Raw genomic sequence first — 25,433 nt, 5'->3', positions numbered from 1 at the left:
CGATAGGCAGCGCTATGTCTTGCGCACATCTTGCAATTAGGCCGTTTCAAATATATTATTATAATATGAAAAAAAAGCTTTGGCTTTTATCGTTTTTTAATCCATTTTTTCCGATCTTTATTTTTTTAACGCTAAAAATTTACTCTCAGCCGACGCGTTCGACAATATACGACATCACTGCCGCTCCCGAATCCGTAAATTCCATAAAAATAAGCTGGAAATTTACGGGAAATTCGTCCGATACATCGTTTGAAATATACAGGGCCTTAAGACCGTTTTCCGCAGCATACGAACTGTCCGAAAATCTGAAAATAGCCGAAATTCCCCAGAAGGAGAGATCTTATTCCGATAAGGTAGCAGATTACAAGGAATATTATTACGCCGTAATTGTAAAAGCGCCGGACGGAAGCGGCGGTATAATACTGCCGTCCATAAACGCAACGGTAAACGGGACAAGGCGAAAAGCGGCGTTTTCAAAAAACTCAAAAATATCTCAAAATCACGCACAGGAAAAAACATATCCTGAAGGCGTCCTGAGAGAAATCCCCCTTCCGGTCATCGCCGTGTCGGGATACGGCAAAAACGACGAATACCCTTTAAAAAGCAAAATGGTAGAAGCAGGCGAAAATCTTTCAGAAAAAATCACTGAAAAACCTTTGCTCGCCCCTTATGCTTTTGAGCAGGACCTCGTTTCACCCGAAGGCGGCGACGATTATCTTTTATTCGACACGCTGCACAAAACTTTCGCAAAAAGGAAATACGAAGAAGGAATCATAAAGCTGACTGAGTTTTTATCCGTAAAACACAAAAAAAATACGGAAGACCGCGCATATTTTTATCTGGGACAGTGTCAGTATTTTTCCGGAAATTTTAAAGATGCGGTTATGTCATTCCTTAAAATTCAAGACGAATATCCGAATCTGACGCGAAAATGGATCGATTCGTCACTTGACCTGATCAGTGTTTCTAATATTGCGGATTAGCTCAATAAGAGCCGGCCTTCTTTCAAGATTCATAGATTCGTATGTAAGTTCGTTTTCTCCTTCGGAAGCGTCGCTTGCGTCTCCGGCCGAAGAGGCTCTGCCGTCCGCGGCGGCGGCAGGGGCGGTTTCGGAAGCGGCAACAGCGCCATTTCTATTGGCAGAGCCTCTTGCAGCGCCGCCGCCGGAGCCGGACGAAACGCCGCCTTGCCCGGAAGCAGGCGCAGCGCCTGAATTTCCGCCGCTTTCGGCACCCGGATCCGCTTGAGGCATTCTTATGAGCGCAACTTCGTCGCCGATATTCAAATTGTCAAAAAAACCTTTTTGTTTAAAAGCGGCCTCGGAAACTTCTTCACCTGCCGCGAAAACAGTTGCGCTGCCTATGACTGAAGCAGGCTTATAACTTAAGCCCGCGCTTGAATTTGCAGTGCGTATTTCACCTTTTTTTACTACGTCGAATTCGGCGCCCGATACGATTCCTTCAGTCTTGCCTAAGTCTATGAGAAGCGTATCTCCTTCGCGCGCAAGAACCCTGCCCTTTATGGGGAGCGTTTCAAGAATTTTACGGCGCAAAAATCTGAGGCTGATCGAATATCTGTCGTTACCCGTGCGGAAAACGGAAAAAGATCTGATTTCATTTCCGCTTAAAGCCGAATACATAACCGCGTCCGCTGAAAGTTCCCGTTCGGTCTCGTTAAGTTTTAGAATTAAAAAATAATCCAAGCCCGACCGCCGCGCTTTGCCGAAAGCGTCCGCATAGCCGGACACGGGAATAGGTTTTACATCGACAGACGCGGCGGAAATTCCTGAGAACATATCGCATAACAATTCCGAAACGATTCTTATCGATTCCGGATACTGCAGTTCCGCAGGAGGGGACTCGTAGCAAATCCCCAAATGCCAGCGGATTTTATCGAGATAGAGCGGATCTATATTCCACTTTGCAGCGAGCGTATTTTGCAAAAGCGATTCATACGCTTCGATCGTATCCGTAAGTTCGGAGGTAGGAATTTCACCGGCGTTTTCTTTGCCGGTTTTTATAAATTTAAGCTGCTCCAAATACAATTCATATAATCCGTCGCGGACAAGCTGTTTAGCGTAGGACGTACGCGCCTCTGTATCGTACGGATAGAGTTTTAAAGCTCTCTGATACTCAAAGCGCATAGCGTTTCCTTGAAATTTCTTTTCATATGCCTTCGCTTTTCCGACGTGGTATTCGGCCCAAACGGCGCGGCGCTTGTCTTCAAGAGGAATAGTTTCGTTGGCAAGAAGTTCAAACGCGGCTCTGAGAATTTCATCCTGAGGATCCGCATAAAGAGCGTTTTCCCAAACGGAAAGAGCCTGTGCAGTTTTTCCTTGTCTGTAAAGCGACAGACCTTTGATATACCAGAATTTACCGTTTGTGCGGTCGCGGTCTATGCAAAAATCGCAGACGTCTATGGCTTCGATATATTTGCCCCGCATAAACAAGATGTTTGCCAGCAGTTCGTACGCGGCGTAATAGCTGCCGTCGATCTGAAGGCTTGAGCGGACTCTGTATTCCGCGCTTTCAAAATTTCCGGCTTTAGCGTCAAGATACGCCGCAAGAAAATGCACTTCCGCGTTTCCCGAATGATATTGAAGCGCCTGACTTACATAATTTCTGGTAAGTTCGGTCTTGCCCTGCTCGGCCGAAATAAGCGCAAGGCTTAAAAGAGCTTTTCTGTTGGATCCTTGCCGTTTCAGCGCATCCTTATAAAGGTTTTCCGCATCGCCTACCCTGCCTGAAAACAAATCAAGTTCCGCAAGTCCGAACCGGGCTTCGATATTGTTGGGATAGGCGGATAAGACCTTTTCAAAAATCGAACGAGCCTGTGCAAAATTCCCTAGGGAAATATAAGTCATTCCGCGCAGGTTTTGAATTTCCGAATCGTTTTTTGCGTATTTGGCGGCCGTGTCGGCGTATTGCAAGGCAAGATCAAATTCATCAAGATAATAAGCGCACTGAGAAAGATGAAGCCAAGCGTCTCCGTAAGTGGGATTTAGCATGGTCGCCTGTTTAAACGCTTCAATAGCGGAATAATAATTTCCGGACTGCTGCCGGCTTACCCCGAGCCTGTAAAAATCCGAAGCCGATTGAGATGTCCGACCGGATCGATCAGCCTGGGCAAGAAGCGGAGCATTTGCAGCCGGAGCAGTCGGCAAAAAAACGTCCGCAGTCCGTTCCGGCTGAGCATTGAGTCCTTTTACCGGTAAAAGCGATACGGCAAAAGAGAAAACAAAAGTAAACAACAAACGCATATTATTCGCTTTTTTCATCTGCGATTTTTTCTCCCGTGCGGCGTATGACTTTTATGACATTTATGCGGTGCCCTTCCATGTCCTGAACGATAAGATCAAAATTATTCCAGCTTGTCTTTTCAAATTTGACAGGAATTTTTCCGAACAGGTCGAAGACAAAGCCTCCGAGCGTGTCAAATTCCTGGGTCGGAAATTCCGCTCCTATAGTTTCATTAAGGTCGTCAAGACTGATCCTTGCGTCGCAAAGCCAGATATCGCCGCTTAAAGAGATAATATCTTCTCTTTCATTATCAAATTCGTCCTGGATGTCTCCGACGATTTCTTCTATTATATCTTCCATCGTGACGATGCCGGATATTCCGCCGTATTCGTCTACCGCCATAGCTATGTGCAGATGGCGCCTTTTAAATTCGCGTAAAAGGCTGTCTATGTGCTTGGACTCGGGAATAAAATACGCTTTTCGGATAATCTTTTTTAAATCGATCGATTCTTTTCGCGCAAAGGCATAAATGAGATCTTTTACATACATAACCCCGATGACATTATCGATCGATTCGTCGTAAACGGGAAAACGAGAATGCCCGCTTGCAAGGATCTTTTCCAAAAGTTCGTCTTGCGGAATATCTATGGAAATAAAGTCGACATCGATCCGCGGAATCATAACTTCCTTTACAGTGGTATTGGGCATATCCTCGATGCCCTTGATCATGTCCTGTTTCTCTTCATTGAGGATTTGTCTTTGCTCGTCGCCTAAAAGATCCGCGTTTTGCGCATCTTTTTGTTTTTTTCCTAAACCGAATAATCCCATAATCTAAAATCTATCCCGTAATTATTTTCTCATCGTGAAGCTCAAAAAGCAATTTTTCCTGCAACACGAGCATATCGCAAAAAGGCTTATGATCCTTTTCGATGTGCTCGTCGCCATGATCCATCCCCGTCAAATGCAGTAAAGCGTGTACTAAAAGACGTTTCAATTCTTCGTCTTCTGTACAGTCAAAGTATTGCGCATTTTTAACAAGCATATCAAGACTGATCGCAATATCTCCCGCATTTATCCATTCAACGCCGTCTTCATCAGTATACGGCGAATTGTCTTCAAAAGAAAGGACATCTGTCGAACTGTCAACGTGCCGGTATTCTCTGTTAAGGCGTCGCATCGTTTCATCGCCGCAAAACATAACGGAAACAGCTTTACCGTCATAGTTAAGTTTTTCCATAACCGTAAGAATAAATTTTTCTGCATTATCCGCCCATGAAGGCTCTTCCATCCCGTCCTGAAATGAAATAAAAACGCAATTAGCCATTTTTTTTAGTCTCGTCCTGGTCCTTTTCGGCGGGAATTTCATCGTTTGAAGGCGCGGTTTCCGCTTCGTCCGGGTCTTTTTGATCCGGATATTCCACGCGGGTATGATGATAGGCCGTCAGAAGTTGTACAAACGATTCTCTTATCTTGGCTATGTCGCTGAAAGTGATGGGACAATTGTCAAGTTGATGATGTTCAATCTTGGCCGCGATAAGCTGCTTTACAAATTTATCTATTCTGGAAGCCGACGGGTTTTCAAGCGTGCGGCAGGCGGCTTCTACGGTGTCGGCAAGCATCACAACTGCGGATTCCCGAGTGGAAGGCGGCGTACCGTTATAAGAAAAATCTTCGGGAGATACGTTGGGATCCTTTTTTTTCGCCTCGTTGTAAAAATACGCTATCACGCTGTTTCCGTGATGTTCCGCAATTATGTCGATAATCGGCTGAGGCAAATGCATCTGCCTGGCTTTTTCGACCCCTTTTTTTACGTGGCTTCTTATGATTGAAACTGAAAGCGAAGGATTTATTTCATTGTGCTTGTTTTCCATAGAGCCCTGATTTTCGGTAAAATATTCAGGCTGATCGAGCTTGCCTATGTCGTGATAGTATGCGCCGACTCTGGCGAGAAGCGCGTTGGCTCCGATTGCGTGAGCGGCGTTTTCAGCTAGGGAAGAAACCATCATGGAATGGCTGTAGGTTCCGCTTGCGACAAGGAGCATGCGGCGCATTATCGGTTGATTGTTCACGTCGCTCAGGTCCATTAGGCGGAATACCGAAGCGGTGTTTAAGAGCATTTCGAGCGGAGTAAGAAATCCCAGCGCGAGTATGCCTGAAATAAAACCGCTCAAAGCCACGCCGGCGAATATCTGCACTCCGTCTGAAAAATTATCGTTAAAGATAACTTTTAACAGTATTACAAACACCGCATTTAACACCGAAATCAAAATCGAAGCCAGCACCATGTCTATGCGGCGCGTTATCCTTCGCACGATTATGGCGGCGGAAATCGACGAACAAAGCGTGTATAGAGCTGGAATGAGCCTGAAACCCGTGGCGCATAAAACTCCGAGCGAAAGCATACAGACAAAAAAATACGTCGAAATATGGTTGAATAATACCGTTATTAAAAAAATCGCGAAGGCGCACGGAATTATTATAAGTATGGAATAATCGCTTGCAAACAGGGGCGACTTACGCCCCAACGAAGCAATGGCGAACACAAGCACAAAAAAAATCACTTCGACGAGCGATTCTTTAAAATTCACTCGTATGCCCAAAATTTCAGAAGAGCATAAAAAACACCATAATATAGCTATCAAAAGCAAATACAGCGTATAGTTTGCAAACGCCCTGAAATCCATGTATATGGGCGATTCCGCGATCTTTCTCAATTTTTCGTACGCTTCCGCTGAAATAGGAAAGCCTTTACGGATGATTTTTTCGCCCTCTTCAACCGCGACCGGATTTTCAATATCGGGGGAGAGAGACTTTGCGGCGATTATAGTCCTGTCGGCTATTTGCCCGATTTCAAAATCGTTCAGCGTAAAACTGGCGACCGTTTCCGTCGTGGAAATATTAAAGTAATTTATCACGGACAGCGCGGCAAACGCACATAAAAGCAGGATAATATTTGCAATGTTGCGCTTAAAAAAAGCTAAGACCGCGTCGTTCAAGTAATTTTTATCTTCCGAAGAAGAATTCTTATCTTTCATCTTTTTTGTCATTTTCATACGCCTGTACTATTTTTTGGACTAACGGATTTCTAACTACATCTTCACAGCTCATTTCAATTTTAGCTATGTCGGAAACTCCTGAAAGAATTTCTATCGCATTTACGAGCCCGGATCGCGTTCGGGCGGGAAGGTCTGTTTGGGTTGTGTCGCCGGTGACAAACACCTTTGAATTTTCCCCCATACGGGTAAGGAACATCTTCATTTGAGCGCAGGAAGCGTTTTGAGCTTCGTCAAGTATTATGACGCTGTCGCTTAAAGTGCGTCCGCGCATATAAGCCAGCGGAGCCATCTCTATAACGCCCGACTCCGTGAGCCGTCTTACGGTTTCGCGCGGCAGTACAAAAGTCATCGCATCAAATAGGGGGCGCAAATACGGATTTATTTTTTGTTCGAGATCTCCGGGCAAAAACCCTAGGTTTTCGCCCGCCTCTACTATCGGGCGCGTGAGTATAATCGACGATTTTTTATGCGACATTAAAAGCCTGAGCGCTTCGGCAACGGCAAGGAAGGTCTTTCCGCTTCCTGCAGGACCCGTGCAAAACACCATGTCATACTTTCGCATAGCCTGCACGTAATCGGCTTGCCCTACGCTCCTTGGATACACTTTTCGAATTCCGCCGGGAACCGTTATGGAACTGGTTTCAAAGGCGGCGTGGGTTCCCGCATGAAGGATCGAAGCGATCATATCTTCACTTCCGTCAGAGCCGTCGCCGATCTCGTCTATGATCCTGTCTATAATAAATCTGAATTTTTGCTGTACGACGGGATCATCCTTTTCGACGGAGAGTTCGTTTCCACGGGTGAATACAGGCACGCCGAGATGCTCTTCAATAAGTCTTAAGTTGCTGTCATTAGTACCGCATACACGCGCAAGGACGTCCGCGTCAGGCACTACTATGGTATATGTAGAATCCACTGAACCTCTGTCTTACCAATAGATTATCATTCAAAACGGGCAATAGTCGACGGACAGTCTAAAAAGTAACGGACTTTTAAGACAGCCCCATGTCCAGATATTAATCTTACGGCAGCGTTTGGTCAAGGCAGTGTTCAGCGGCGGAAGCGGTGCGGCGGCGTATGTATCGGCGATCCGCACCGGGGAATATGGCGCACGGCAGCACCCTGCCGTGCGCCGCCGCGTCACGGATTGAGCTCCCAATCGCCGTATTCGTCGACAATCTTAGTTTTCATTCCGGTCATAGGCCGCCATACTACGGAAATCGTAAAATACGGTCTGTAATCATAATACTTTTCACTCGAAGCCTTTGTAACAAGACGAGGTTCGATTTTAAATGACGAAGCAAAATCCCAGTCATGAAGATCGTGCTTTACGGAAACCTTGAAATTTTCAAGTTTAAAGCCCGAAGACCTGCGTTTGCTTTCGTCGTCAAAGCGGAAAGAATCTATCGCATCTTTAAGCCAGTTTGTTTCCCCCGAAATTTTTGCCTCGGGACCCAAATACTGCTGAACATAGCGGTATATGACGTCATTTCTGGAACTGGAAGAAAATTCTATATCCAAAAATTCATTGATTTTAAATGTGATCGCCGGAGTAAATTTAAAATAACTGTTCGTAGGGCGCAAAAAATCGTACACAAGGCTTGAAGAAAGAGATGGAGCCCAGCTGATCCTGTTCTTCCAATATCGGAACGTCTTTTTTGAACGAACGTAAGACAAACTGAGCGAATACGGCAAAAATTCCTTTTTGCTCCTGGCAACCCAGCCGGAAGTTTCATTGAAATCATAGCCGGTAGTATAACTTGCCGTGTACGTCGCATGAAAATCGTAGGCGGAAAAAGACAACCGCAGAGAATCTTTGTATTTTTCTTCAAGTTCATAAGTATAAGACTGCGTAAATTTAAAATTCCCGCTTCCTAAATTTAAAGACAACGATTCTTTAAACGGTTCCTTTTTCCAGCCGGTATCGGTTTTGCTTTTCTGCTTTATGCCGGTTTCAAAGGAAAGGCTCGTATAAGGGAATGTAAACGTCAATGTTCCGTAGTATCTGTCAACCTGGGGAGGAAGGGTCGTCGAAAGCACTAATTTTTGCCCGAATGAATCGTCAAACTGTTTTGCTCCGAGCGTCATATTCAAGGTGTGTACGGTAACGCATTCTTCGTCGAACAAGTCGGCGGTTATATAGTCCCATTCGGGATTGTCGGCGTCGCCTACAAACTTTGTGCGTACCATCTTTACGGTCGTATTCCACGTTATTCCCGTTTCTTTAAAATGCTCGGTATAATAAAATGGTCTGACGGAAATTTCATTGGTATTGGTAAGGTCGAGCTTTCGCGCCGCGTAGTCCGTTTTGCGGATTGAATCCACACCGCTTTGCGTATAGCCGCCGTATGAAGTATCCGTAGAAATATAAGGGTGAGATTGATACACCGGTTCGAATAAAAACGTGTCCGTCAATCCTAAAAAATTTCCCTTATATCCGAAATTGCTAGTCAAATTTATCGGCGATTTGAACAAAACCATGGTAGATTTCGTACGGCTCCAGTCGAAATCGCTAGGCCCGGCGATTCCCGTAGACGAATACGAAAATTCCGATACATATGAAGGGGAAATCAAATACGAAAGCGAATACGAAATCAGTTCCGTATTTTTTACAGCCGGCGGACTAAACGCTATCTTCGGCAAAGCGCTTTCAGGCAGGGCTAAATCCGGCTGAGTTGTCGGCGGCAGCTGCGGTTGTGCGGCGTCTTCTTTAAAAGATTCGGCCGAAGACGTTTCAGAATCTTCGGAGTTCTGCCTAACACCGTTCTGCAAGGCGGGGTCCGCAAGTTCTTCGGGGGCGATAAGAGGAAGATCTTTATCCGAAACCTCATTATTTTTTGAAGAAGATCTGCCGCCCGACGCATTTGAAGCGCTTGATCCGAACGAAAGCAATGTGCCGGCTATTTTTCCGCTTATTTTAAACGGATTTATCTGTGACGGATAAAAAAACTTTCTTTCGGGCGTATAAACCTTCCATTGAGCGGGATTTGACGAAGAAGCTACGACGGAATTATTCAGACTCGAAAAAAGAACCGAGGATGAAAAATCCGATACGGAAATCGAAGAAACGTACGGTTTTATAGACTTAGGAACGGGAATATTATACGTCCCTGAAAGATTCCATGAAAACGAAGTCATTTCAGCCTTTTTTTTATCGTCTTTTTGGGACGCAAGGCTGGGATTTGAAATCAGATAGTCTATCCAATCCATAGTTTCCATGCGGTCGTCAAAATCGCTTGTAAAATAAGGATCGGAATATAACGGCATCGAAAGCTTAATCGACAGGGGTTTATCTACGTTGAGTTTCAGATCGGCCTTGTATCTGTAGGGAAGCTCGATTCCTAAAAAATTGGAAGAATCGCTGTAAATTTTTTCCGACGAAGGCTCGTAAGGGCTGTAGACCCCGTTTTTTTGAAAGACGGTATTGCTGAAACCCAATTCGGCGTTAAATTTTAAATTCGAAACGTATTCGTTTTTGGGTTTTACAGTTCCGTCTATCCCGATCATATAACCCAACGAGGCATACCAATCCGCCATGATTTTTACATAATTTACCGTATCTCCTTTAAAATCGCCGTCAAGATTATGCAGCATGAGTCCCTGCCGTTCCTGCTCTTTAAGCTTTGACGGTTTTACAAAACTGTAATAGCTTTCGTCGCTTTCATCGTCATCGTCGGAATATTGATCCGAAACATCGTAGGCGCTTAAAGGCTTGCGTCCCAATATATATGTCGTCGTCTGGAAAAAATATCCTTCCCTCTGTCTGAAGCCGAAAACGGGATTAAAGACAAGCTCGTCTTTAGGATACCAAAAAGCCGGCAGGTAAAAAACGGGCACTTGCCCCACATACAAAAGAGCGTTAAAAAAGGCAAATTCCCCGCCGGGTAAAAGCCATATGCGCGACGCCTTTATTTTCCAGTGCGGCGGATCTTCGTCGCAAAAAGTGAGGGCGCCGTTTTTAAAAGTTACGGTTCCCGAATCATCTCGCCCGAAGATATCCGAAGCCACTATCAATGTGGAACCCGACGGAATATTAAGAGAATCCGTCTCTGCCTGCACTATGCGCCCCTCGTCAAAAATTCCTTCGAGGGTCGCCGTATTAAAAAGAAGGGAATTTGCGGTGACGGTCTCATTATCTGCGTCTTTACCCGTCTGCAAAAGTTTTACGGCGCCTTCCGCATAGAGCATATCTTTTGCACGGTTATAGTTGATCGTGTCTGCGCTTATGGTGGTAACGGTTCCGTCTTTTTCTACAGAAACGACGACGCCGCCTTCAAGCGCTATGATATCGGTACCGTCAATTTCATTTTTTTTGTTGCCGGTTCTGTCCGCTCTTTTAATGGTAATTACGGTAACGTCGTCTTTTTTTTTAAGAGATTCCGCAGCTTCAGGCTCATGCGTGCGGGCATTATCTTTAGCATCGGAAAAAGCGTTTTCATCCGCAAATACGGCTTTTCCTAAGATGATAAAAAGGCAGAGATATAAAAAGCGTATTCCGAACGGCAATTTTTTCATAGATATTATCTATTGTTTTATTTTCATCTTACATTTATTTTCAAACATCTGCTTAATGTAAAACCCCGTGTACGATCCTTCAACCATAGCTACCTGCTCCGGCGTTCCTTCAGCTATTATCCGCCCTCCTCTAAAACCTCCTTCGGGACCAAGGTCAATGATGCGGTCAGCCTGACATATGACGTCAAGGTTATGTTCGATCATAACGACCGTATTGCCCTGATCCGCAAGCCTTTGAATAACCGTCATGAGCTGTTTTACGTCGGCAAAGTGAAGTCCCGTCGTAGGTTCGTCAAGGATGTACAAGGTCTTGCCGGTTGAAACGCGCGCAAGCTCGTTTGCAAGTTTTACGCGCTGTGCTTCTCCGCCGGAAAGAGTGAGAGCCGACTGCCCCAGCTGAATGTATCCCAAGCCTACCGATCTGAGAGTCTCAAGTTTGCGGGCTATATGCGGAATCTGAGGAAAAAAATCGCAGGCTTCTTCAATCGTCATATCCAGAACGTCCGCAATATTCTTACCCTTATATGTAACTTCCAACGTCTCTTTGTTAAACCTTTTACCGTGACACACGTCGCACGTTATATAAACATCAGGCAAAAAATTCATTTCGATGGTTATAGTGCCGTTTCCCTGACAGTGCTCGCAGCGTCCGCCTTTTACGTTAAAGCTGAACCTGCCGGGCAAATATCCTCTGGCCTTCGCTTCGGGCAGCGATGAAAAAAGATCGCGTATGCCGTTAAACACGCCTACGTAAGTTGCGGGATTTGAACGCGGAGAGCGGCCGATAGGACTTTGGTCAATATTTATGACCTTATCTATATGTTCAAGTCCGGAAATTTCATCGTAACGGCCCACAGAATATTTTGTGCGCATGAGTTTATTGCTCACAGCCGGATATAATACGTCGGAAAGCAGCGTAGATTTTCCGGAACCCGAAACGCCGGTTATGCAGGTAAAAGTTCCCAGCGGTATCGAAAGGTCTACGTTTTTAAGGTTGTGCTCACACGCGTTTTTTAATACGAGCATATGGCCGTTACCCTGCCGCCGCTGTGAAGGAATATCCATACTGAGTTTTCCCGATAAAAACTGACCGGTAAAACTCTCATGTACTCCTTCAACTTGTTCCGGCGTTCCCGACGCAACTACTCTTCCTCCGTGTATGCCCGCTCCCGGACCTATATCTACGATCCAATCGGCGGTGCGAAGAGTTTGCTCATCGTGTTCTACGACAATCACGGAATTCCCGAGATCTCGAAGATAGGTAAGAGTGTCTATGAGGCGCTGATTGTCGCGCTGGTGAAGGCCGATCGAAGGTTCGTCAAGAATGTACATAACTCCCGTAAGAGCGGAACCTATCTGGGTGGCAAGCCTGATCCGCTGCGCTTCGCCTCCTGAAAGAGTTCCGGCCGAACGGTCAAGGGTAAGATAATCGAGCCCGACGTTTTTTAAAAATGAAAGCCTTGAGCGGATCTCTTTTAAAACCTGCGCGGCAATACGGTTTTCGGTTTCGGTAAGTTCAATATTCTCAAAAAAATCAATCGTTTCAAGAACGGAAAGAGCGCTTAACTCTATGATATTTTTTCCACCTACGGTAACGGCTAAGGCTTCAGGGCGAAGTCTGTTTCCCGAACACGAAGAACATATGCGGTGCGCCATAAATTTTTCAAGGCTCTCTTTCATCGCGTCGCCCCACGCTTCAATATAACGCCTTTTCATGTCGACAAAAATTCCGGGCCAAGGCTGATTGTATTCGGATTGTCCCGTACCGCTTTGCTTGTAGTATACCCAGTGCAGCGGTTTGTCGGAACCGTTTACTATCATGTTTTTTTGTTTTTCAGTGAGCTCGTTAAAAGGAGTATCAAGCGAAAATCCGTAAGCGTCCGCCACAGCCTTAAACCTGCACGTATTCCATACTGAAGAAGGATTATAAGGAAGTATTCCGTGCTCATTATAAGATTTATGCTTGTCGGGAATCATAAGGTCCAGATCAAATTCCATTTTTTCGCCGAGTCCTGTGCATTCGGGACAGGCGCCGAAAGGATTGTTAAATGAAAAAAGACGCGGCTGAAGTTCCGGAATCGAAATACCGCAGTCGGGACAGGCGTTTTTTTGGCTGAAAAACACTTCCTGCTCAAGGTAATCCTTGCTCAAATCTACGGCGGAACCGCTTGCGGCGACGGCCTTCATAACTTCCGCGAAAGCCGCATCTTCCTTATTCACTCGGCGGGAAACCGTTATGATGCCGTTAGCGCTTTTAAGAGCCGTTTCAATAGAATCCGCAAGTCTTTTTCTCACATCGGCTTTTAAAACGATGCGGTCGATAACAAGCTCGACGGTATGTTTTTTTTGCTTATCGAGTTTTATCGATTCGGTAAGATCGGCAAGCACTCCGTCAATTCTGGCGCGCACGAACCCTGCGGCGCGCGCGTCGTCAAGAATTTTTTGATGTTCTCCCTTTTTTCCGCGCACGACAGGCGCAAGAATTTGAAGTTTCGTTCCCTCTTCCCAGCTCATCACGGTATTTATTATCTGATCGACGGATTGCTCTTGAATGACGCGGCCGCAATTCGGACAGTGGGCGACCCCTATACGGGCATAGAGCAGTCTGTAATAATCATAAATTTCAGTAACCGTTCCCACTGTCGAGCGCGGATTGTTATTAGTGCTTTTTTGCTCTATCGATATGGCCGGTGAAAGACCTTCTATCAAATCTACGTCGGGTTTATCCATACGTCCCAAAAACTGCCTAGCGTAAGAAGAAAGACTTTCCATATAGCGCCGCTGTCCTTCGGCAAAAAGCGTGTCAAAGGCAAGGGAGCTTTTTCCGGAACCCGACAACCCCGAAACCACTACCAATTTATTGCGAGGAATTTCTATATCTATATTTTTAAGATTGTGTTCGCGGGCGCCCTTAATAACGATCTTTTTGCCCTGCACAGGAAAAACATTCATTACATAAGTATAGTAAAATTCAAACGCTTTCTCAAGGACTCGCATTGCCTCACGTAAAATCTAACCGAAAAAAAAGCGGTGAATCACGTAAAAATCTAACCCAAATCTGAGTCACAATAGAAGCCCGAAGGAAGGGCAAAATGGGGTTAGACATGAAAACGAAACAGAAATTAACCGAAGAAACGGCAAAACGCTACTGTACGGCAAGCAAAAAGCACAAGACGAAAATCATCGATGAGTTCATTGCAACCACCGGCTACAACCGAAAGTATGCCATCCACATTTTGAAAAACACGGCGTACATAAAAATAACACACTTTAACAACGTTGAAAAAAAGAGCGTGCAGGTCATTACGAAAGTACGCAAAAAGCGGCGCTATGAAAAATACTACTGTCAAAACGTACAACAGGAAGTTATTCGCCTGTGGATTTTATCGATGTATCTGTGTGCAAAACGCCTTGTTCCGTTCATCCGCGACAACATCGACTACTTTGCTCAAAAGGCAGGCTATGATGAACAACTCAAGCTTAAACTAAGCGCCATATCAAGCGCAACGGTCGCAAGGATTCTCAAGCCGGAAATCCCAAAACATTCAATCTGCGGTATTTCAACCACACGTCCTGCAAAAAATCTGAATAAGCTTATTCCCATACGCACCTATTTCAATTGGGACGAGAAAAAACCGGGTTTTTTTGAAGCCGACACGGTCGCTCATTGTGGTATGAGGAGCGAAGGTCAGTATGTTTGTACGCTCACACTCACCGACGTGCATTCAGGATGGACGGAAAACAGGGCTCTGTTGAACAAAGCCCAACGCTGGACAAAAGAAGCGGTCGCTGATGTAAAAGAAAAATTACCGTTTAAGATGAAAGGCATCGACAGTGATAACGGAGGTGAGTTCAAAAATACTCAGCTGTTGCAATGGTGCCAAGAGCATAAGGTTGTATTTACCAGAGGTAGAGAATACAAAAAGAATGACAATTGCTTTGTCGAGCAGAAAAATGACAGTGTGGTACGAAGAATTGTCGGCTATTACCGCTTTGAAGGAGAAGAAACTCGAGAAGTCATGGCAGAGCTGTATGAATACTATAACAAGCTCGTCAACTTTTTTTCCCCTCGATGAAGATTATCGCTAAGGCACGAATAGACGCAAAGGTTATAAAAAAATATGATACTGCTAAGACTCCTTACCGAAGGCTTATGGAAAGCAAGGAACTGAGCCCTGCTGAAAAAGAGGAACTGAGACGGAGAATGGTCAACTTGGATTTGCAACTGTTGCTTGAGAAAACACAACAGCTCCAAAGTACGCTTATCTCTATGGCTGTCCCTTGGTCAAAATAGCTACGGTTAGATTTTTACTTGAGGAACCTAAATCCTTTGGGTTAGATTTTTATTTGAGGAAATACGGGACTCGCATTGAATCCGCCATTACCACACGCGGCGCGCTGGCGAAATCTCGCCTTGTGCGCCGCGTGTAAGTTCAAACTAATTCAAAGCTTTTTTAAGCACGGCAAGATTTTCTTTCATAATCTCATAATACGACGCGCCGTCGGCCACCTGTTTTGCCGTAACCGACTGCATTGAATCCAGCGTCATTATCTTTTTATCTTTTTTCCTGCTGTTTTTAATGACCGTATCGGCAATTTTTTTGTCGGATTTTTCCATAACAAGGATCACGTTCAAACCCAATTCGTCGGACTTGCCTGAAAGAAACGCGACGGTCTTAAAGCTTGCTTCAGTTTCTGCCGAACATCCTACGAAAGCCGCATAATAATCAAGATCATAATCGTCCACAAGGTAACGAAACGGAAAACGATCCGCAACTAAAATGACTTTTTTCTTTGAGTTTTTAATAGTCCGCTCATATTCTTTGTCCAAATCCGAAAGTTTTTTTATGTAAGCGCCGGCGCTGCTGCGGATCGTATCGGCTTTTGACGGCAAAAGGCTGCAAAATATCTCGGAAAGTCCGTCGCACACGGCCGCCGCATTTTTTAAAGAAAGCCACACATGTTCGTCATATTCTTCTTCTTCATCATCGTGATCATGTTCCGAATCATCGGCAATATCGTGTTCGTGATCATCATCATGATCATGATCGTGTTCGGCCGCCTGCATTCCTTCTACAATTTCTTCCGTCCGCACCTTATCGGCCAGCATGTCCATAAGGTTAACGGCAATAAGGTCTTTGTTCATCGCATTTTTAAGAGCGTTTTCCGCCCAAGCGTCCGATTCCCCGCCCACATAAATAAATACGTCGGACGTAGTGATTTTTACCATATCTTGCGCCGAAGGCTGCCAGCTGTGCAGGTCGACGCCGCCTTCAAGCAGATAAGTAAGATCAACATTTTCTCCTGCAATATTTTTTACCCAATCGTATATGGGAAATATTGTAGTAACAACTTTGATCTTCCCAGCCTTAGTAAAAGCGGGATTCTTTACTTCAGCCGCGAAACAAAAGGTTCCGGCAAAAATCAAACTGAAACAAACGAGCGATAAAAGTAATTTCTTTTTCATTATAATCACCTCAAAATATAATTTGCAAACTATTTGCATTTTTAATATGCAAACGACTTGCATTTTATACTACAAAAAAAAATTTGTGTCAATTCATATTGAAAAATTTCGGTGATTTTTTAACGGCTCATATTTTTTTACCGCACTCTTCACAAAGACCGTATAAAACGGTTTTTTTGCAATCGAGCGCGATTCCGTGTTTGGAAGAAAGATGGCGGATAAATTCTTCGGAATCGTCGCAGTCAAGATGTATTATTTTCAGACATGAAGTGCATTGAACATGAAGATGATGAAGACAGCCGGTATCGTCCGCAATGTATTGAAACAGGCTCTTTTTTCCGTCTTCCGCCGTGTGCCTTATGACCTTTCGCTCGTTGATCAATTTTTCAAGCCGCCGATAGATCGTAGTGATACATGTATCTTCGCCGTGTTTGTTAAGATAAGAAGCGATATCTTGAACGGAAACAGCCGTATCTTTTTTTGACTCCAAAAATGAAAGAATCCTTATCTTGCCCTTTGTCTGATATCCGTCCGCTCTCATAAAAATAAGTATATACGGCAATTCACTTATAAACAACACCGCGCAGGGCTGAAATCCGAGCGCAGAACTGCTGTCCGCACACGGGACGGTCAGGTCGATGTTTAACATAACTTATCAACTGTTACAGGTGTTACGAGCGGCAACTTGTCGCAGGTTTCGTGCAAATCTGCGCCGATAATCCGTTTCACTAAATTGACAAAATACGACTATTTTGCAATACTAGAATATATACTTTCGGAGCGTTAACTCAGTGGTAGAGTGCTACCTTCACACGGTAGAAGTCACTGGTTCAAATCCAGTACGCTCTATTTTGTTGTCCCGTGCCTAAGCTGCCTTGCGCACAGTTTGAGTTTTCATCGGCAAATATCGCAATGATTTTTCCGTAAAATTCATGGAGGTAAATATGAAAAAAATAGGATTTATCGGCGCAGGTATTATGGGAAGATCCATGATAAGAAATCTTATGAAAGCGGGATTTGAAATGCGCATATACGCGCGCTCCAAAGAAAAGGTGTCGGATCTTATCAAAGAAGGAGCGTCGTTTCATGCTACCATAGCGGACTGCGTAAAAAGCTGCGAAGCCGTCATCACTATCGTAGGATTCCCCAAAGACGTTGAAGAAGTATATTTTTCGCCGGGCAACATTATGGACAGCGCGGAAAAAGGTGCATATCTTATCGACATGACAACCACAAGTCCTACCCTAGCAGAAAAATTATACAATGCGGGAAGCAAAAAAGGCTTGCACGTGCTCGATGCGCCGGTTACAGGCGGAGAAACGGGAGCTAAAAACGGAACGCTTTCGATCCTCGTTGGAGGAGATAAAAAAGATTTTGAAACATGCATGCCCCTGTTTAAAGCCATGGGAACGAATATAAATTATCAAGGCAGGGCCGGATGCGGTCAGCATGCAAAAATGGCAAACCAAATCATGATAGCCGGCAATCTGTCGGGCGTATGCGAAGCTCTGTCTTACGCACAGGCAAAGGGACTTGACGCAAATGTCCTTCTAAAGTCCATATCATCAGGAGCGGCGGGAAGCAAACAGCTCGATTTTTTAGGTGAAAAGATCATAAACAAAGATTTTACTCCCAGCTTTTTTTTAAAGCACTTCGTAAAAGATATGTCGCTCGCACTGGAGGAAGCCGAAAAAAGTGGACTGCATCTCGACGTCCTAAGCTGTGTGCTCTCAAATTATAAAAAACTTGAAAAAGAAGGCAACGGAGACCTCGGAACTCAGGCACTCATAAAGCACTACGAAAAATGATGAATAAGATAAAAATAACTTTTCCGTCGGGAAAGGAATTACAGCTTCCGAGAGGAACGACGGCTTTTGAATTTCTTAATGATTTTGAAAAAACGGCGCAGCCTATTTTAGCCGTCGCCGTCAACAACGAAATTTTTTCTCTGGGGCAACCGATTTTATACAACGCCTGTGTTGAACCCATATATGCCAACAGCAAGTACGGAGCGGCCGTCTACAGGCGATCCCTGTGCTTTTTGCTTGCGGCGGCGGCCCACAATCTTTTTCCGCAGTCGCACTTACTCGTAGGACACAGCCTTGGATACGGCTATTACTATACCCTGGACACGGGCCGCCGCATCCGGCAGGAAGAAATAGACGGTCTGAAAAAGGAAATGGCGAATATCGTCGGCAAAGACCGCAAAATCGAAACCACAACCGTATCTTATCACGACGCCGTAGAGCTTTTTACAAAACTGAAACTCACCGAAACTTGCAAACAGCTCGACTGCATAAGCCCTCCATACGTCAGAATGAATACTCTGGGTGATTTTTCCGATATGTTTTTTGGCCCGCTCGTCTTTTCTACCGGGTTTTTAAAATATTTCGACCTGATGCCCTACGGCGAAGGTTTTCTGCTCCGCTTTCCAACGACGGGGAAACCTCAGGAAATTCCTTCTTTCCGCGATATTCCTACGCTTTTTTCGATCTATAAACGCTATAAAGAATGGGGAAAACAAATCGGCGTTACGTCGGCAGCTTCTCTTAACGAGCTTATAAAAAACCGTAAAATAAACGATTTTATAAACATAAACGAAACGTTCCAGACTAAATGCATCGCAGACATTGCAGATCAAATACATGAGAGGTCTCATGTTAAGGTTATACTCATAGCGGGGCCTTCAAGTTCGGGCAAAACCACAACTTCAAAAAAGCTCGCTTTACAGCTGCAGGCCATAGGCTATCATCCCCAGCTTATAAGCCTTGACAGTTTTTATGTTGGGCGCGATAAAAATCCGAAAGATAAAGATGGAAACTACGATTACGAATGCCTTGAGGCCTTGGATATTCCTCTTTTGAACGGACTTCTAAATGATCTGTTTTCAGGTAGAGAAGTCAACATGCCCATGTATGACTTTACCGCCGGCAAACGCTTCTATGACGGAACAAAGATGCAGATCTCAGACAACGACGTTCTCATCATTGAAGGCATTCACGGTCTGAACGATAAACTCACTCCCCTTATAAACCCAGACCTCAAATTCAAGATCTACCTTTCGGCTCTCACTCAGTTAAATCTTGACGACCACAACCGCATTTCGACGAGCGACAACCGCCTGATACGGCGCATAGTCAGAGACGCGCAATTTAGGGGGAAAAGCGCCGCAGAGACGATATTCATGTGGGACAACGTGCAAAGGGGCGAAAAACTTCATATCTTTCCGTTCCAAGGGAATGCGGACGCAATGCTTAACACGGCGCTGGATTACGAACTTTCCGTTCTAAAAATATTTGCAGAACCGTTGCTGCGCGCGGTAAAACCGCATCAAAAGGAATACTCGGAAGCGTCAAGGCTTTTAGGTTTTTTGAGCAATTTTTCGCCTATTCCGCCGACAGACGTGCCCGACCGCTCGATAATACGCGAATTCATTGGAGGAAGCGCATTTCACTATTAGCAGGGACAGCCGCGCGAGTCCGTGCAGAATAATGCAATCCGCACAGGAGCTTTGCAGCGGTTTTCAGTTTTTTCTGCCGAAGTGGGAATTTATTATATCGTCGACGACGGCTTCTTCTTCACGAAACGATTCCCGTCTGTATTTTTCATATTCTTCTTCCCCGAGTTTTTCAAGAGAAGCCGTCTTTTTCATTTTTTCCTGAAGGACGCGGCGTTTTTGCTCGCTTACAAGTTTGGCCTCAGCCAAATCGTTCAGCAGAGCTTCTTTTTGAATTTCAAGCAAACGAAAAAACTGCTGAGCGGAACTTATAACTTCAAAGTCTAAAGACCCTTTGATATTCGCCGCAGCCGCCGCGTGCTGTCGCGCAATAGAATCGAGTTTGTTTTGAATAGCCTGCTCTTCCTGCAGAGCTTTTCCAAGCTCTATTTCAGCCTGCTCCTGCTGAAAGCGCCTAAGTTTAAGAATTTTTTCAAGCGGAAAATCAAATTTTTTCATTCTTCAGCGGCGGCTGCGGCGGCCTCGTCCGCAATCTGTGCGACGGATCTTATCATCATTCCCGCGTCGTCTTTGAATTCTTCTTCCGGAATTTCGATTTCGGAAAGTTCGGAAAGCCGCGTCAAAGTTTCTTCCATCGTACACTTTTCAAATTCTTCCTGCTTTAAAAAATTTTCAATAGCGTCGTGTTTTTCAATCGCCCTGTCGATAAATGCGGAATTTCCTTTTTGATAATTTCCTGTGGTTATAAGGGTTTCGTTCGTGGCGTAAGACGCCATAAGCTCCCTTATGACACCGCAAGCTTTTCGTGTCTGCAGTCCGGAAACTCTGCGCGAAAGACGGCTTATGCTCTGCAAAACGTCGATAGCGGGAAAATGGTATTTTTGCGCCAGCGCGCGGCTTAAAACGATGTGTCCGTCAATAGTTCCTCTTACCTTGTCGGTGATCGGTTCGTTCATATCGTCCCCGTCCACAAGGACGGTATAAAAAGCCGTAATGGATCCCTTGTCGTTCGTGCCGGTGCGCTCAAGGAGTTTGGGTATCATGTCAAAGACGCTGGGAGGATAGCCGCGCTGCGCAGGCGGTTCGCCGTTTGCAAGGCCGATTTCGCGCTGAGACTGCGCAAAGCGCGTGACCGAATCAAACATAAACATTACGTCGTTTCCCTGATCGCGAAAGTATTCGGCTACCGCCGTAGCGACGTATGCTGCGCGGAGCCGGCATATTGAAGGCTGGTCGCTCGTCGCAACTATGACTACCGAACGCTTAAGCCCTTCCTTGCCCAGATCGCGCTTGATAAAATCCAAAACTTCGCGTCCGCGCTCGCCTATCAAGGCTATGACATTTATATCGGCGTCGGTGTTCCGAGCAATCATGCTTATTAGGGTGGACTTTCCCACTCCCGATCCCGCAAAAATCCCCATTCGCTGCCCTTTACCCACGGCAAGAAGGGAATCTATCGCCCGGACGCCCGTAGAAATTCGTCTTTCCACAGCCTTTCGCGTCATAGGATCGGGAGGAGAAGCTACCGCAGGATAAAATTTTTCAGGAGCGACGTCGCCCAGTCCGTCGCACGGCTTACCGGTAGCGTCGATAACGCGCCCTAAGAGCTTAGGCCCTACGCCTACTTGAAGAACGTTACCTGAAGCGACCACTTCGCATCCCACTTCAATTCCCTTTGTGTCTCCGAAAGCCGTAAGTTTAACCGTCGTGTCCGAAAGTCCTACAACTTCGGCCATGAGTTCGGTCTTAGTGCTCGGAATACGGATAGTACACATTTCACCTATAACAGAACGCGGCCCTATGCTTTCAATTTCGAGTCCGTTTACGGCGGAAACGTGTCCCACGTATAAAATGGTTTCCGCTCTTTTTATCTCATTTAAATATTTTGCAAAATCAAATTCAGCCGTGTATGACGATCTCATCTTTCACCCCTAAAATTCCCCGGAAAAACGATCCGCAGAATTTACGCATCAGGATTAATTATATCCGACTTTGTGATTGTCTTTATGGGCGCCACTTCAAGGATCTTATCTTCAAGTTCTTTCAGCTGGCTTGAAATGCGTGCGTCGATAGCGCCGAAATCTGTTTCCACTATACAGCCGCCTCTTTCTACCGAAGAATCTTCGATAACGCTTATGTTTTTTATATTTTCAACGCGCTCTATAAAATCTCGCGTGTGTTCGGCCGTCATCTTTACGTCTTCCAAATTTACGCGGAGAATAACGTCGCCGCGCCCCTTGACTTTTTTAAGAGCGAGCAAAACGTTGTTCATGATTATGCTCTTTTGATTTTCCGAAAGCACTTTTATAACTTTTCTGGCCATGAGGATCACAAGTTCTACGATCTGCTGTTCGGTTTCCTGCAATATTTCTTCACGGCGCTGCATCACCGCAGTTAAAATAGTATGCATGCGCTCTACAAGCCGATCCGCTTCCGCCTTTCCGTATACGTAGCCGTCCTCATGTCCCTTTTCGTACCCTTCTTTCGACGACTGCTGCTTTATTTTTTCCTGTTCGGCATGAGCTTCGTCGATTATCTTTAAAGCCTGCTCTTGCGCTTCCTTTATTATCTGCGCAGCATTATTTTGGGCATCGGTCTTTATCACCTGCGCCTGATCGGATTGTTTTTTTACTTCGCTGAACGCATCGTCCTTTGCCTTAGAAACTATTTCCGCCGCTTCGGCCTGCGCTTTTTCCAGCATGAGCTTTTTTTCATCTTCCCAGCGGGCGCGGTATTCGTCGGCTTCGCGTTTAAGATCTTCGACGGTAGGACCTTCGTACACGGGAGCTTCTTCAACCACTTCTTCGACCTTAGGTTCGTAAGAGTGCACAAGTTTTAACATGACTTCGCCGGGACGTTTTTTTATTTCATTCGGTCTGAATACTGTCTTTGCCATCTTTTACCTCAAGCACAAATTTGCCGTCATGTAACAAGCTCGTCTTCTCCCGAGCGTGCAATAACGATTTCGCCTGAATCTTCAAGGCGCCTGATAGTCGATACGATCTTTTGCTGGGATTCTTCGACGTCTTTCAACCGTACCGGTCCCATGAATTCCATATCTTCTTTAAGCATACTTGCGGCGCGCTTCGACATATTTCTGAAAATTTTGTCTTGAACTTCCGTGTCGACGGCTTTGAGCGCCTTTGACAGCTCTTGCGTATCGACTTCGCGCAGTACTTTCTGAATTGCGCGATCGTCGAGCATGACGATGTCTTCGAAAACGAACATGCGCTTTTTGATCTCTTCAGCCAAATCGGGATCGTCCTCTTCGAGAGACTCGATGATGGACTTTTCGGAAGAACGGTCGACAAGGTTAAGAATTTCTACAATGCTTTCGACTCCGCCGGCTGCGGTATAATCTTCGCTTGACAGTGTGGAAAGCTTTTTTTCAAGAACGCGTTCTACTTCGCGCAAAACGTCGGGCGAAGTACGGTCCATAGTCGCAAGACGCTTTGAAACTTCGGCCTGTATCTCTTCCGGCAGATTCTGAAGGATAACTGCAGCCTTATTGGGTTCCAAATACGCCAAAATAAGAGCGATGGTCTGCGGATATTCCTGCTGAATAAAGTTAAGCAGGTGAGCCGGATCCGTGCGGCGGATAAAGTCAAACGGCCGCACCTGCAGAGAACTTGTGAGCCTGTTTATAATGTCTATAGCCTTTTGGCTTCCCAATGATTTTTCAAGCAGTTCACGCGCATAATCTATACCGCCGGTCGTGATAAAATTCTGCGCGCTCATGAGTTCCTGGAATTCTTCGAGAACCGCATCTTTAAAATCCGCGTCGACCTTTTCAAGCCTTGCGATTTCAAAAGTGAGGGTTTCGACTTCGTCTTCGCGCAGATGTTTCATTATGTCCGAAGAGACGTCGCTTCCCAAAGAAACGAGAAATATCGCAGCCTTTTGACGGCCGGTGAGACTTTTATAGTCCTTTGAATTTTTCTTTGATGAAGTTCCTGTTTTTGCGGGTGTTGTAGCTTCTGCCATGATCTTATTCCTCCATCAACCAAGTGCGCACAAGCATTGCGACGTCTTCGGGATGTTCTTTTGCCATTGCAATCGCGTTTTCCTGCAGCTCTGCGCGGCGGCGTTCTTCGACGGACATGGAAACTTCCATGCCTTCCTCTTTTGCGTCCCAAAGAGCCTGTTCGCGGGCGGACTGCTGCCGCCGCAAAAGCTCTTCTTCGCGCAGTCTCTTGCGCCGCTCCAATTCCCGGGCGATAAATCTGACAATTATGAACAGGAGCAGTATCAAGGCCAAGCCGCCGAGAATCATCAAAACGGTCATCCTTGTCTGCATAGCTCTGAAATATGCTTCATCTTCGGCGGCAAATTGAGACGTGCGGTCAAACTGAATATTCGTAACCGTAACCGCATAACCACGCGCTCTGTCATAGCCTATGGAATTGCGGACATAGTCGGCCAATTTTTCCAGATCTTCATGCGAGACGGGCGTATATTCGCGGTCTATTCGTCCGTCGTTAATTACGAGATTGTGGTTTTTATCATATTTTTTTGTCCACGTTCCGTCGATGTTTACGGAAACAGTTATACGATCGATCGTAGGGCTTCGCTCTTCCTGTGTAGTCGTAGTGTTAATCACATTGTTCTGAGTTACCGCAGTTTCCGTAGATCGGCCTATGACGTTGGACATGTCCGAATAAACGGGCGGAGTTTGCCCTTCGGTTCCCGCAGGCCCTTCGGGATTATAGCCTGTGCCCTGCCATTCCTTAGTTACGGTCTGAGAAGAGATCGGGAAGGTGTCACGCAATTCGGAATCGTCGTAAACGGTATCGGGATTATCAGCTCTGATAGTTATGGGTTTGTACTCGGTGGACTGCGACGAACGCTTGGACATATCCATGTCGATCTTTATGTTCAAGTCGCGGACACGGTCTTCGGTCAATGTAGTTTGAAGCGCGCGCAGAACCTTCGCCCTGTATTCGGTTTCAAGTTTTTGGATGAGCTTTTGCTCTTTTGCGACTATGTCTACCCGATCGCTGTCGGCCATGCTTCCGAAATCGTTAAGGATGTTTCCGTCGCCGTCCGCGATAGTCACGTTTTCGGCGGTAAGTCCTTCGACCGCTTTTAAAAGCAGATTTTGAACGCCGAGAATTCTGCGGCGGCTGGTAAGAAGATCGCTGCCCGGCACGACTTTTAAAATAACGCTGGCCGTAACGGGATTCTGCTCCGAAGCGAACAGCGTCCTCTCGGGTTTTACGATATTAACGTCCGCGTAGGTGACGTCGGACAAAGCTTCAAGGTGTTGTTTGACCAACTGCGTGGTAGCGCGTTGCCATTGGATTTCACGGTCAAAATCGGTCGTAGCCCAGTTAGTCTGATCAAAAAATGCATAAGGATTAACATTTGACGGAACAAGATTTTCGGCAAGAAGAAGATCCCGCATTCTGTATGCGGTCTGCGCATTTGCGACCGATATGTATCCGGCGGCATCCACCCAAGTCTCGACGTTTTCCTGATCAAGTCTGAAGATAATAGCGTTTCGCGCATTTTCATCGGTGATCGGAGTGCCGAAAAGACGGACTGTAGTCGGTTTTGAAGAAATATTAAGCAGAAGTATCAGAGCAAAGACGGCGACCGCGACGATCCCGAATAATATTCCTTTTTGAATTATGGTCCATTTAGCCCACGCTCCTTTTAAAGAAGCGATGAACTTTTTAAGCCATTCGTTCATCATCCC

The 25,433-nt window shown here is 45.6% G+C and carries 19 protein-coding genes and 1 tRNA gene; 6 read left to right on the top strand and 14 right to left on the bottom strand.

What is annotated here, in order from left to right; genetic code table 11:
* Positions 1-65 precede the first annotated feature (65 nt).
* Positions 66-983 (top strand): tetratricopeptide repeat protein, encoded by a 918-nt coding sequence (locus HRQ91_RS04405; protein WP_210120438.1) that lies wholly within the window; start codon positions 66-68, stop codon positions 981-983.
* Here the strand turns inward: HRQ91_RS04405 and HRQ91_RS04400 are convergent.
* The 7 genes from HRQ91_RS04400 to uvrA form a co-directional block, all read right to left on the bottom strand.
* The gene (locus HRQ91_RS04400; protein ID WP_210120437.1) at positions 945-3,278 is read right to left on the bottom strand and encodes a tetratricopeptide repeat protein; all 2,334 of its coding nucleotides are present in this window, start codon (positions 3,276-3,278) and stop codon (positions 945-947) included. The genes HRQ91_RS04405 and HRQ91_RS04400 overlap by 39 nt on opposite strands.
* Positions 3,262-4,068, bottom strand: a complete 807-nt coding sequence (locus tag HRQ91_RS04395; protein WP_210120436.1) for a hemolysin family protein — start codon at positions 4,066-4,068, stop codon at positions 3,262-3,264. Before HRQ91_RS04395 ends, HRQ91_RS04400 begins: the two co-directional genes overlap by 17 nt.
* A 10-nt stretch (positions 4,069-4,078) precedes the next feature.
* Positions 4,079-4,564, bottom strand: coding sequence for an rRNA maturation RNase YbeY (ybeY, locus tag HRQ91_RS04390; RefSeq protein WP_210120435.1), 486 nt, complete (start codon positions 4,562-4,564; stop codon positions 4,079-4,081).
* On the bottom strand, positions 4,557-6,293 hold the full coding sequence (locus HRQ91_RS04385; RefSeq protein ID WP_210120434.1) for an HD family phosphohydrolase: 1,737 nt from the start codon (positions 6,291-6,293) through the stop codon (positions 4,557-4,559). The genes ybeY and HRQ91_RS04385 overlap by 8 nt, the downstream gene beginning before the upstream one ends.
* Positions 6,265-7,212: a PhoH family protein gene (locus tag HRQ91_RS04380; RefSeq protein ID WP_210120433.1), complete on the bottom strand. Its 948-nt coding sequence runs from the start codon at positions 7,210-7,212 to the stop codon at positions 6,265-6,267. The genes HRQ91_RS04385 and HRQ91_RS04380 overlap by 29 nt, the downstream gene beginning before the upstream one ends.
* 224 nt (positions 7,213-7,436) lie before the next feature.
* Positions 7,437-10,811 carry an LPS-assembly protein LptD gene (locus HRQ91_RS04375; RefSeq protein WP_210120432.1) on the bottom strand — a complete coding sequence of 1,125 codons (3,375 nt, stop codon included), beginning with the start codon at positions 10,809-10,811 and terminating at the stop codon, positions 7,437-7,439.
* A 9-nt stretch (positions 10,812-10,820) separates the two neighbouring features.
* Positions 10,821-13,763 (bottom strand): excinuclease ABC subunit UvrA, encoded by a 2,943-nt coding sequence (gene uvrA, locus HRQ91_RS04370; RefSeq protein WP_246473282.1) that lies wholly within the window; start codon positions 13,761-13,763, stop codon positions 10,821-10,823.
* 152 nt (positions 13,764-13,915) lie between these two features.
* Between uvrA and HRQ91_RS04365 the strand changes: the two genes are divergently transcribed.
* On the top strand, positions 13,916-14,887 hold the full coding sequence (locus tag HRQ91_RS04365; RefSeq protein WP_246473243.1) for an integrase catalytic domain-containing protein: 972 nt from the start codon (positions 13,916-13,918) through the stop codon (positions 14,885-14,887).
* Positions 14,884-15,105, top strand: coding sequence for a hypothetical protein (locus HRQ91_RS11745; protein ID WP_246473242.1), 222 nt, complete (start codon positions 14,884-14,886; stop codon positions 15,103-15,105). Before HRQ91_RS04365 ends, HRQ91_RS11745 begins: the two co-directional genes overlap by 4 nt.
* A gap of 144 nt (positions 15,106-15,249) precedes the next feature.
* On the opposite strand, the gene HRQ91_RS04360 is transcribed toward HRQ91_RS11745, so the two are convergent.
* Together HRQ91_RS04360 and HRQ91_RS04355 are read right to left on the bottom strand one after the other, a co-directional pair.
* Positions 15,250-16,278 carry a metal ABC transporter substrate-binding protein gene (locus HRQ91_RS04360; protein WP_210120430.1) on the bottom strand — a complete coding sequence of 343 codons (1,029 nt, stop codon included), beginning with the start codon at positions 16,276-16,278 and terminating at the stop codon, positions 15,250-15,252.
* 127 nt (positions 16,279-16,405) lie between these two features.
* On the bottom strand, positions 16,406-16,819 hold the full coding sequence (locus HRQ91_RS04355) for a Fur family transcriptional regulator (RefSeq protein WP_210120429.1): 414 nt from the start codon (positions 16,817-16,819) through the stop codon (positions 16,406-16,408).
* A gap of 236 nt (positions 16,820-17,055) precedes the next feature.
* On the opposite strand from HRQ91_RS04355, the gene HRQ91_RS04350 reads away from it, so the two are divergent.
* The 3 genes from HRQ91_RS04350 to HRQ91_RS04340 all read left to right on the top strand — a co-directional run bounded on the left by HRQ91_RS04350 (position 17,056) and on the right by HRQ91_RS04340 (position 19,738).
* Positions 17,056-17,127, top strand: a tRNA-Val gene (locus HRQ91_RS04350).
* A gap of 83 nt (positions 17,128-17,210) precedes the next feature.
* On the top strand, positions 17,211-18,086 hold the full coding sequence (locus tag HRQ91_RS04345) for an NAD(P)-dependent oxidoreductase (RefSeq protein WP_210116763.1): 876 nt from the start codon (positions 17,211-17,213) through the stop codon (positions 18,084-18,086).
* Entirely contained in the window at positions 18,086-19,738 is a 1,653-nt protein-coding gene (locus tag HRQ91_RS04340; protein WP_210120732.1) for a nucleoside kinase, read from the top strand. Before HRQ91_RS04345 ends, HRQ91_RS04340 begins: the two co-directional genes overlap by 1 nt.
* A gap of 63 nt (positions 19,739-19,801) precedes the next feature.
* On the opposite strand, the gene fliJ is transcribed toward HRQ91_RS04340, so the two are convergent.
* Genes fliJ through fliF form a run of 5 tightly spaced genes read right to left on the bottom strand, consistent with a single transcriptional unit; the run spans position 19,802 to position 25,430 of the window.
* A complete protein-coding gene (gene fliJ, locus HRQ91_RS04335) occupies positions 19,802-20,233 on the bottom strand; it encodes a flagellar export protein FliJ (RefSeq protein ID WP_210120428.1) in 432 nt (143 codons plus the stop codon).
* Positions 20,230-21,657: a FliI/YscN family ATPase gene (locus HRQ91_RS04330; protein WP_210120427.1), complete on the bottom strand. Its 1,428-nt coding sequence runs from the start codon at positions 21,655-21,657 to the stop codon at positions 20,230-20,232. The genes fliJ and HRQ91_RS04330 overlap by 4 nt, the downstream gene beginning before the upstream one ends.
* A 41-nt stretch (positions 21,658-21,698) precedes the next feature.
* On the bottom strand, positions 21,699-22,631 hold the full coding sequence (gene fliH / locus HRQ91_RS04325) for a flagellar assembly protein FliH (protein WP_210120426.1): 933 nt from the start codon (positions 22,629-22,631) through the stop codon (positions 21,699-21,701).
* 26 nt (positions 22,632-22,657) lie between these two features.
* Positions 22,658-23,719: a flagellar motor switch protein FliG gene (gene fliG, locus HRQ91_RS04320; RefSeq protein ID WP_210120425.1), complete on the bottom strand. Its 1,062-nt coding sequence runs from the start codon at positions 23,717-23,719 to the stop codon at positions 22,658-22,660.
* A 4-nt stretch (positions 23,720-23,723) separates the two neighbouring features.
* Positions 23,724-25,430, bottom strand: coding sequence for a flagellar basal-body MS-ring/collar protein FliF (gene fliF, locus HRQ91_RS04315; protein WP_338064313.1), 1,707 nt, complete (start codon positions 25,428-25,430; stop codon positions 23,724-23,726).
* Positions 25,431-25,433: the final 3 nt, after the last annotated feature.

The sequence above is a fragment of the Treponema parvum genome (assembly GCF_017893965.1).
Lineage (GTDB): Bacteria > Spirochaetota > Spirochaetia > Treponematales > Treponemataceae > Treponema_D > Treponema_D parvum.
This window is presented reverse-complemented; position numbering and strand designations above follow the sequence as displayed.

Bases quoted from the DNA above. Each gene is read 5' to 3' on its own strand.
- HRQ91_RS04330 (WP_210120427.1), bottom strand. From the start codon at position 21,657: ATGAGATCGTCATACACGGCTGAATTTGATTTTGCAAAATATTTAAAT.
- HRQ91_RS04345 (WP_210116763.1), top strand. From the start codon at position 17,211: ATGGAGGTAAATATGAAAAAAATAGGATTTATCGGCGCAGGTATTATG.
- HRQ91_RS04400 (WP_210120437.1), bottom strand. From the start codon at position 3,278: ATGAAAAAAGCGAATAATATGCGTTTGTTGTTTACTTTTGTTTTCTCT.
- HRQ91_RS11745 (WP_246473242.1), top strand. From the start codon at position 14,884: ATGAAGATTATCGCTAAGGCACGAATAGACGCAAAGGTTATAAAAAAA.
- fliJ (WP_210120428.1), bottom strand. From the start codon at position 20,233: ATGAAAAAATTTGATTTTCCGCTTGAAAAAATTCTTAAACTTAGGCGC.
- HRQ91_RS04375 (WP_210120432.1), bottom strand. From the start codon at position 10,811: ATGAAAAAATTGCCGTTCGGAATACGCTTTTTATATCTCTGCCTTTTT.
- fliH (WP_210120426.1), bottom strand. From the start codon at position 22,631: ATGGCAAAGACAGTATTCAGACCGAATGAAATAAAAAAACGTCCCGGC.
- HRQ91_RS04405 (WP_210120438.1), top strand. From the start codon at position 66: ATGAAAAAAAAGCTTTGGCTTTTATCGTTTTTTAATCCATTTTTTCCG.
- ybeY (WP_210120435.1), bottom strand. From the start codon at position 4,564: ATGGCTAATTGCGTTTTTATTTCATTTCAGGACGGGATGGAAGAGCCT.
- fliG (WP_210120425.1), bottom strand. From the start codon at position 23,719: ATGGCAGAAGCTACAACACCCGCAAAAACAGGAACTTCATCAAAGAAA.
- HRQ91_RS04365 (WP_246473243.1), top strand. From the start codon at position 13,916: ATGAAAACGAAACAGAAATTAACCGAAGAAACGGCAAAACGCTACTGT.
- HRQ91_RS04340 (WP_210120732.1), top strand. From the start codon at position 18,086: ATGAATAAGATAAAAATAACTTTTCCGTCGGGAAAGGAATTACAGCTT.
- uvrA (WP_246473282.1), bottom strand. From the start codon at position 13,763: ATGAATGTTTTTCCTGTGCAGGGCAAAAAGATCGTTATTAAGGGCGCC.
- HRQ91_RS04395 (WP_210120436.1), bottom strand. From the start codon at position 4,068: ATGGGATTATTCGGTTTAGGAAAAAAACAAAAAGATGCGCAAAACGCG.
- HRQ91_RS04385 (WP_210120434.1), bottom strand. From the start codon at position 6,293: ATGAAAATGACAAAAAAGATGAAAGATAAGAATTCTTCTTCGGAAGAT.
- HRQ91_RS04355 (WP_210120429.1), bottom strand. From the start codon at position 16,819: ATGAGAGCGGACGGATATCAGACAAAGGGCAAGATAAGGATTCTTTCA.
- fliF (WP_338064313.1), bottom strand. From the start codon at position 25,430: ATGATGAACGAATGGCTTAAAAAGTTCATCGCTTCTTTAAAAGGAGCG.
- HRQ91_RS04360 (WP_210120430.1), bottom strand. From the start codon at position 16,278: ATGAAAAAGAAATTACTTTTATCGCTCGTTTGTTTCAGTTTGATTTTT.